This is a genomic window from Halochromatium salexigens (assembly GCF_016653295.1).
GTDB lineage: Bacteria > Pseudomonadota > Gammaproteobacteria > Chromatiales > Chromatiaceae > Lamprobacter > Lamprobacter salexigens.
In genome coordinates, this window is record NZ_NHSF01000064.1 from 26,939 (window position 1) to 33,691 (window position 6,753).

The 6,753-nt window shown below is 60.0% G+C and carries 12 protein-coding genes and 1 tRNA gene; all 13 read left to right on the forward strand.

Annotated features, from left to right (window positions below; genetic code table 11):
* Positions 1–169 precede the first annotated feature (169 nt).
* The gene (csrA, locus tag CCR82_RS13125; protein ID WP_201246251.1) at positions 170–388 is read left to right on the forward strand and encodes a carbon storage regulator CsrA; all 219 of its coding nucleotides are present in this window, start codon (positions 170–172) and stop codon (positions 386–388) included.
* A gap of 157 nt (positions 389–545) precedes the next feature.
* Positions 546–636, forward strand: a tRNA-Ser gene (locus tag CCR82_RS13130).
* A 582-nt stretch (positions 637–1,218) separates the two neighbouring features.
* Positions 1,219–1,530 (forward strand): MarR family EPS-associated transcriptional regulator, encoded by a 312-nt coding sequence (locus CCR82_RS13135; protein WP_201246252.1) that lies wholly within the window; start codon positions 1,219–1,221, stop codon positions 1,528–1,530.
* 68 nt (positions 1,531–1,598) lie between these two features.
* Positions 1,599–1,787: a DUF1353 domain-containing protein gene (locus CCR82_RS19395; protein ID WP_201246253.1), complete on the forward strand. Its 189-nt coding sequence runs from the start codon at positions 1,599–1,601 to the stop codon at positions 1,785–1,787.
* A gap of 92 nt (positions 1,788–1,879) precedes the next feature.
* Positions 1,880–2,737: a DUF2887 domain-containing protein gene (locus CCR82_RS13145; RefSeq protein WP_201246254.1), complete on the forward strand. Its 858-nt coding sequence runs from the start codon at positions 1,880–1,882 to the stop codon at positions 2,735–2,737.
* 142 nt (positions 2,738–2,879) lie between these two features.
* Positions 2,880–3,284 carry a DUF1353 domain-containing protein gene (locus tag CCR82_RS13150; protein ID WP_201246255.1) on the forward strand — a complete coding sequence of 135 codons (405 nt, stop codon included), beginning with the start codon at positions 2,880–2,882 and terminating at the stop codon, positions 3,282–3,284.
* A gap of 68 nt (positions 3,285–3,352) precedes the next feature.
* Positions 3,353–3,547 carry a ribbon-helix-helix domain-containing protein gene (locus CCR82_RS13155; protein ID WP_201246256.1) on the forward strand — a complete coding sequence of 65 codons (195 nt, stop codon included), beginning with the start codon at positions 3,353–3,355 and terminating at the stop codon, positions 3,545–3,547.
* Positions 3,548–3,624: 77 nt separating this feature from the next.
* Positions 3,625–3,966, forward strand: coding sequence for a MarR family EPS-associated transcriptional regulator (locus tag CCR82_RS13160; RefSeq protein WP_242513470.1), 342 nt, complete (start codon positions 3,625–3,627; stop codon positions 3,964–3,966).
* 88 nt (positions 3,967–4,054) lie between these two features.
* On the forward strand, positions 4,055–5,071 hold the full coding sequence (locus tag CCR82_RS13165; protein WP_201246258.1) for an Rpn family recombination-promoting nuclease/putative transposase: 1,017 nt from the start codon (positions 4,055–4,057) through the stop codon (positions 5,069–5,071).
* A 149-nt stretch (positions 5,072–5,220) separates the two neighbouring features.
* Complete coding sequence (locus CCR82_RS13170; RefSeq protein ID WP_201246259.1) at positions 5,221–5,532, forward strand: hypothetical protein; 312 nt, start codon at positions 5,221–5,223, stop codon at positions 5,530–5,532.
* Between the two features lie 213 nt (positions 5,533–5,745).
* On the forward strand, positions 5,746–5,928 hold the full coding sequence (locus CCR82_RS13175) for a hypothetical protein (RefSeq protein WP_201246260.1): 183 nt from the start codon (positions 5,746–5,748) through the stop codon (positions 5,926–5,928).
* Positions 5,929–5,937: 9 nt separating this feature from the next.
* On the forward strand, positions 5,938–6,219 hold the full coding sequence (locus tag CCR82_RS13180; RefSeq protein WP_201246261.1) for a type II toxin-antitoxin system RelE/ParE family toxin: 282 nt from the start codon (positions 5,938–5,940) through the stop codon (positions 6,217–6,219).
* Positions 6,220–6,228: 9 nt separating this feature from the next.
* On the forward strand, positions 6,229–6,570 hold the full coding sequence (locus CCR82_RS13185) for a HigA family addiction module antitoxin (protein WP_201246262.1): 342 nt from the start codon (positions 6,229–6,231) through the stop codon (positions 6,568–6,570).
* Positions 6,571–6,753 lie beyond the last annotated feature (183 nt).

Sequence of the window (6,753 nt, forward strand, 5' to 3'; positions counted from 1 at the left end):
TTGCTGCATTGCACGAATGTCTGCTGCTAAACTTCGATGCTAAGCTACTTGCACTTTTGGCCGTTGCGGCGGTCAACTGAGCATAACGTGAAGCTAACAAGGCTGCGAGACCTAAGATGCTGAGGGAACCGCGGCTCGGTTCATAAAAGGATAGGAAGGATAGACCGCTATGTTAATACTGACCCGCCGCGTTGGCGAAACACTGATGATCGGCGACGAAGTGACCGTGACGGTGCTCGGCGTTAAAGGAAACCAGGTTCGTATTGGCGTCAATGCACCGCGTGAGGTTGCTGTGCATCGCGAAGAGATCTACGAGCGAATCAAGCGTGAGCAGGCGCAGGGCACCGCCGAGCCGCGCATCGCGAACGACGTGGGACTGGACGACTAGACTCCGGGTCAATCTGGTGTAGACAACCTGCTCCGCTGGCACGCGACTTTTGGCGGGGCAGGTTTAGGCTGATAAGCCGGCAACCCAAGCAAGCTGCTACCTGCCTCGCACGGGTGGACCCAATCACCCCAAACTCTGATATAATTTTGCTCTCTACGGAGAGATGGCCGAGTGGCTGAAGGCGCTCCCCTGCTAAGGGAGTATGGGTTAATAGCCCATCGAGGGTTCGAATCCCTCTCTCTCCGCCAATACTGCAGATAAATTGTAGTAAAACCAATTACTTACAGTGGTCAGCCAGCACCGGTGATCGCGGGTGTTCAGCGCCTCGCTGTGTTGATCCAGACTCGCTGGGGTCTTCAGCGTCCCGAGCAATGGCGCGCCAAGCATCTGCACTGGGTGCTGGAGCGGGGACTGACGGATCTGAGTCCGGCATCGCGCTATCTGATCAACGCCGAGGTGGCTTGCACGACGTGCGAACGACTGCAGCACGACAGGCCAGTCCAGCTCTCCAACTCGGCGACCCTTCTGGGAAGTCTCATGCGTCGACTATGGTCCTGAATTTCAGCCATTTGGCCGGCAAGGGGTAGCACGGTAGCACCCAATGACGGCCAGCGTAGCACGATGCCCCTGCGAGCCAGGTAATCCTTGACCGCCGCCCTATGCCGAGGTGTTTTCATGCGCAGCGATACGACGTTGAACGCGTCACCAATCAACCCTCACAGACCAACCCACAGCCCATACCGGCATGACAAGGTAGGGCGGAAGCGTGTCACGGCCAAGCGACGACATGGTCCTTTTCTTACCCACGCATGACAGGGTAGGGCGGAAGCGTGCCTGACAACCAAGAAATCGACTTCCACATCCTTCGCCAGCTCGCGCGCCAACCACACACGACGCAGCGAGAGTTTGCCAAGATGCTTTGCGTCAGCCTCGGGCGCATCAACTACTGCATGAACGCCCTGCTCGACAAAGGCTGGATCAAGGCGCAGAACTTTCAGCGCAGCGACAAAAAGCTCGCCTATGCCTACCTGCTCACCCCAGAAGGCATCGACACCAAGGCCCGTATCACCGCCCGCTTCCTCAAGCGCAAGCGGGCCGAATACGACGCCCTCAAGGCCGAGCTTGAGCAGCTCACCGCCTAGGCTGAGGCTGAAGGACTCATCGAACGGTCCGCCAATAGCTGACCGCTAACGGCGACTACACCGACCCTTTGCTGACAGCCCAAGCGCACTTCGCCTCCATTCCGCGCCTGCTCTGGCCTCTGCTACCGCCCGTTGGGCGCAGCGGCAAAGCTGCCGTCATCCACGACTGGCTTTGCGACGAGCAGCCGCACAGCGTCGACCACCGAATGGCTGCCGACATCTTCAACGAATCCATCATGGTCTGGGCGGTCAAATGATTCGGACCCAGGTTTTGCGCCGGTGCCGGACCTGGCCGATAAACCGGTACCTGAAAACCAGACCCGTCCCGGTTTTTCCCTGAAGACGCGCCATGAAAACCGACATCTCCATCTACGACTTCCTTGCCCTCGGCCCCGAGGCCTTTCGCATCCTTGCCGGAGGGCGGGAGCTCCAAGGCCCCTATCGCTTTCGCTCCGAGACGCTCAAAAACATCGAGCGGCGTATCGATGGCCTGTGCGACCCCATCAACCATGATGGACCCGTTTGGATTGTTGAATTTCAGATCGAACGCAAACCCGCCGCACTCTATAACCTGCTGAGCAAAGTCGGGCTCTATGGCGAACTGCAACCGCATCGCGATGTCCGCAGCCTGCTCATCGTCCCGCGCGAGAGCGATCGACCCGCGCAACCGCAGGGACTGCAAGGCAACTGTGCACTGCTCGACGTGGTCTATCTGGAAGACTGGCTACGCACGCTGTTCCAGCGCGAACCGACGAACCCATTTCTGGCCGTGCTCGCGCCGCTGATGTTCACCGACACCGAACTGACCGCCCAAGCACCCGCCCTCTGGCGTACCATCATAGAGGCCAAGATCGAGCCGCACCACCGCGAACGCCTCAGCGCGCTGCTCGAATACTGGTTCATGGAGCGCTTCCGCACCCTATCGCTCACGGAGATTCGCAACATGTTTCAAATGCTCACCCCGCTGCAAGAAACCCGCGCCTATCAAGAAATTTTTGCCGAAGGCAAAATGGAAGGCGAGATTGAAGGCAAGATTGAAGGCAAGATTGAAGGCAAGATTGAAAGCCTAAAACACCTGCTCGCCCGCCGCTTCGGCTCAATCCCGGACTGGGCCGAGGAACGCATCAAAAAGGCCGATAGCGATCAACTCGACCTGTGGCTTGACGCTGTGCTCGACTCCAGCAGTCTGGAAGCATTATTCAAGTGATCTCCGTCATTCCGGCCGGGAAGCCGGAAACCAGGCCAGGGACCCGGAAATCCGGCCAGGGACCCGGCAACCAAGCAGCAACCACCGAGCAAACCGACTAAACCGCGCCCCAAGCCGCAAACGCACCCCATGCCCTCAAGCCATGAGCTCCTTCACCGACGCACTCCTGCTCAAAGTCCACACCGGCAACCTCGCCGAGCGCCCGTTCGAGCTCCTGGAGGCCTTCCGCTACTGGAGCATCATCGGCGCCAGCGAAGCCGAGCCGCGCTGGATCACCGTGCCCGCCGGCTATCGCACCGACTTTGCCTCCATTCCGCGCCTGCTCTGGCCCCTGCTGCCACCCGTTGGGCGCAGCGGCAAAGCTGCCGTCATCCACGACTGGCTCTGCGACGAGCAGCCGCACAGCGTCGACCACCTTATGGCAGCCGACATCTTCAACGAAGCCATGACCGTCCTCGGCGAGCCCCGCTGGCGTCGCGCCATCATGGTCTGGGCGGTCAAAGGGTTCGGACCCAGGTTTTGCGCCGGTGCCGGACCTGACCGATAAACCGGTACCTGAAAACCGGACCCGTCCCGGTTTTTCCGCCCAAAAACAGATTTTTGATAGGTATTAACATGTCCGCAGTGCAAACGAATATTCCCGATCAGCTCCTTGAGCAAGCCCAACTTTTTGTGCAAGAAGGTTGGATCACCAATATCGACGCGCTGATCGTGGAAGCCATGCGCCGTTATCTGGACTCGCATCGCGAGGTGATCGCGGAACAATTGATTCGGGAAGACATTGACTGGGGACTGCATGGGCAAGACTAGGGCGTTCGTTGTCGCCGATGCAGGGCCGATCATTCATTGCTGGCAGAGGTGATCACCGAGGTAGACGCCGGGACTGGTTGAATGAAGACACCACCTTCCAAACCCTGCGCCAGCTCCAGGCCAACCCGAAGCTCAGCCAGCGCCAACTGGCCAAAGCCCTCGGCATCAGCCTCGGTCGCACCAATTACTGCCTGCGCGCCCTCATCGCGCGCGGCCTGGTCAAAGTGGAGCACTTTCGCAGCAGCAAGAACAAGCTCGCCTACGCCTATCTGCTCACCCCAGACGGCATCGAGACCAAGGCCCGCATCACCGCCCGCTTCCTCCAGCGCAAGCGTGCCGAATACGACGCCCTCAAGGCCGAGCTTGAGCAGCTCACTGCCGAGGCCGAGGGGCTGATCGACCGGCCCACCAATAGTTGACTCCTACGGCAAATCAAGACCGTAGAAAAACCGGACCCGTCCCGGTTTTCCCTCTCGCGGTCGAATTCGGCAAACAGCGCCCAGTCACATGAAACCACCTGCACCCACGATCCGGCATCGGCGCGATCCGACCCACGACAGCGGCTACAAGCTGCTCTATGCCCACGCCGCCATGGTGCGCGACCTGCTCACGGGTTTCGTCCCCGGCGACTGGGTCCACAGCCTCGATCTCAGCACCCTCGAGCGCTGCAGCGGCAGCTACATCACCGACGACCTGCGCGACCGCGCCGATGACCTCATCTGGCGCCTACGCTGGGGCGAGGAGTGGCTCTACGTCTACCTGCTGCTGGAATTCCAATCCACCATCGACCCTTGGATGGCGGTGCGCATCCAGACCTACCTCGGGCTGCTCTACCAAGACCTCATCCGCGCCGAACAGCTCAGCGCCCATGGACGTCTGCCCCCGGTGCTGCCGATCGTGCTCTACAATGGTGCCCAAGTCTGGAACGCCGCCGAGACCCTCGAGCCCCTGATCGAGCCCGCGCCACCCGTCCTCGCCGACTATCGTCCCCAGCAAGCCTATCTGCTGCTTGACGAGCAATGCTTGGCGAAGGCCGAACAGGCACCGACCCGCAATCTCAGCGCCGCGCTCTTTCGTCTCGAAGCCAGTCGCAGCGCCGAGCACGCCCTGACCATCGTGCGCACCCTGGTCGACTGGCTCAAAGAGCCCGAGCAAAGCAGCCTACGTCGCGCCTTCGCCGTCTGGTTTGGACGGGTGTTCCTCCCCAAGCGCCTACCCGGCGTTTCGGTCACCCCTATGAATGATCTGAGCGAGGTCTATCACATGCTAGCCGACAACGTCGAAACCTGGACCGACCAATGGAAGCAGCAGGGCCTAGAGCAGGGCCTAGAGGAAGGTCGCGAAACCACCCGGCACATTTTGATTCGGCAAGCCCGCCGCCGCTTTGGCCCCGAGATCGCCGAGCAGAGCCAGCCCCTGCTGGCCCGCATCAGCGACCCCGATCAGCTCGAAGAGCTTGCCGATCAACTCCTGCTCAGCCCCGACGGCGACACCTGGCTGACCCAGCTCAAACGCGCGCCTTGAGCCATCCGACCCCTCCGTCATTTGGGTCGCGAATGACCATGATGCGCTCCTCGTCCCGTGATCGCGAAGGGGCAAAGTTGTGGGGATACCTCAGGACCCGTCCCGTTTTTTCATGACAACTTTTTACATCACAATCAAGGCTAGACCCCATGATGACCAGCATCGAAGGCATCTATGAGAACGGACAGGTCCGTCTGCTGGAGCCGCTGCCCGGTGTCGAGCGGGCGCGTGTCCTGATCACCCTATTGCCCGAGTCGATGGTACCGATGAAGGCCGAGGAAACACCTGCCGCAACAGTATCAGCCGATCTTGTCGTTGAGCGCTTTGAGCCCCGCAGCGAGTTGGGCCGCAAGCTACGCGCACTACGACGCAAGTATGTCGAGGCCGGAGGCAAACTGCTGACAGCCGATGAGATCGAAGCGGAAGTCAGGGAGAGACGTGGTGGCCTCCAAGATGACTAGACGGAGCTATCTGGATACTGGCGTGTTAATCACCGCCTGGCGCGGGCTTGGCAGCGCTGGACTGACGGCGTTGGAGATGCTGGACGACCCAGGCCTGTTGCTCGTGGTCAGCGATGCCGTGTGGCTTGAGCTTTTGCCCAAACCACTGCACGAAAAGCGCTGCGATGAGGTCGAGTTTTATCAAGCGGTGTTCGACCGTGCAGAGCGCCTCCCATGGTCGCTAGATCAGCTAGCGCCAGCTGGCCCCCAAGAGGCAAACAGACACTCGGGATCAGCCTCGGCCGCACCAACGACTGCCTGCGCACCCTCATCGCGCGCCTCGGCGAGCAGGCCGGTCCGCACCTCTGTGATTCACGCGACTCCATGTTCCTGCTCAGCCCGATCTACTGGCGTTAGAATCCTCAGGTGATCAAGGACTTTGCAGACAAACGAACAGCCGCGATTTTTCAAGGCGTTGTCGTCAAAAAGATAGACAGGAGCCTTCAGGAGACGGCTCGGGTCAAACTGGTCATTCTGAATAACGCCATGCAAGTTGACGATCTAAGGCTACCGCCATCAAACAGGTTGGAAAAGTTGGCTGGCGACCGTCAAGGTCAGTGGAGTTTCAGGGTCAACCGGCAGTGGCGGATCTGTTTTCGCTGGGTGGACGGTGACGCGTATGAGGTTGAGCTAGTCGACTACCATTGAGGTGTCATCATGGGCATTCGTACTGAGGAACTGAAAAACATCGATTTTTCTGACATTGCCACCGGGGAGAGCCTCCCCGTTGTGACTCCAGGCGATGTACTACAGGATTACCTGGACGGCGCAGGTATCACCGTCGCTAGGCTTGCTCAGGCGACCCACTTGCCCCAAACGCGGATTAGCAACATCCTGCAGGGCAGGCACGCCTTGTCGGCGGATACCGCGCTACGCCTGGGGCGGTTCTTCAGCACCACGCCGCAGTTCTGGATGAATCTGCAGTCATCTTACGACTTGGAAATCGCAGAGCATGCTCTGGCAGCGGAATTAGAGGACATTCGTGCTTGCGGTGCTTGATGCAGCCACCCCTCCCCGTCCGTCGTCCCGGCCGGGAAGCCGGGACCCAGGCCAGAGACAGGCAACGCCCAGCAACCAAACGAACAACCAGGCCAATCACCAACGTTGACCGAAGACATCACCTTCCAAGCCCTGCGCCAGCTCCAAGCCAACCCCAAGCTCAGCCAGCGCCAACTGGCCAAA